Annotated in this window: 1 protein-coding gene; it reads left to right on the plus strand. The window is 59.8% G+C overall.

What is annotated here, in order from left to right; translation table 11 throughout:
• Nucleotides 1–572 (plus strand): fumarylacetoacetate hydrolase family protein (locus ACR0DB_RS22620; RefSeq protein WP_480553098.1); only part of this gene is annotated, 572 nt, incomplete at both ends.

A 572-nucleotide genomic window follows, 5' to 3' on the forward strand; every position in this document is an offset into this window, starting at 1 on the left:
CTGAACTATGCCGACCACGCCGCCGAAAGCGGCATGGAGCTGCCCGCCGAACCAGTCATCTTCTTCAAAGCCACATCCGCCATCATCGGTCCCAATGACACTGTCGAAATCCCCCGCAACTCGGTCAAAAGCGACTGGGAGGTCGAGCTGGGCGTGGTGATCGGGAAAGAGGCGAAATACGTCTCGGAAGAGGACGCGCTGGATCATGTCGCGGGCTATTGCGTAGTCAATGATCTGTCCGAGCGAGACTTTCAGCTGCACCGCTCGGGCCAGTGGGTCAAGGGCAAGTCTGCCGACACGTTTGGCCCAATCGGCCCCTGGCTGGTTACGCGCGATGAGGTGCCGGATCCACAAAACCTGCCGATGTATCTTGAGGTCAACGGGCATCGCTATCAGGACGGCTCGACCAAGACGATGCATTTCGGCGTTGCCACGGTGATCTCGCACCTGTCGCAATTCATGTCGCTGCAGCCGGGGGATGTGATCTCGACCGGGACGCCTCCGGGTGTTGGGATGGGACAGAACCCGCAAACCTATCTGAAGCCCGGCGACAAGATGGAGTTGGGGATCGA

The sequence above is a fragment of the Ruegeria sp. AB6 genome (assembly GCF_056542685.1).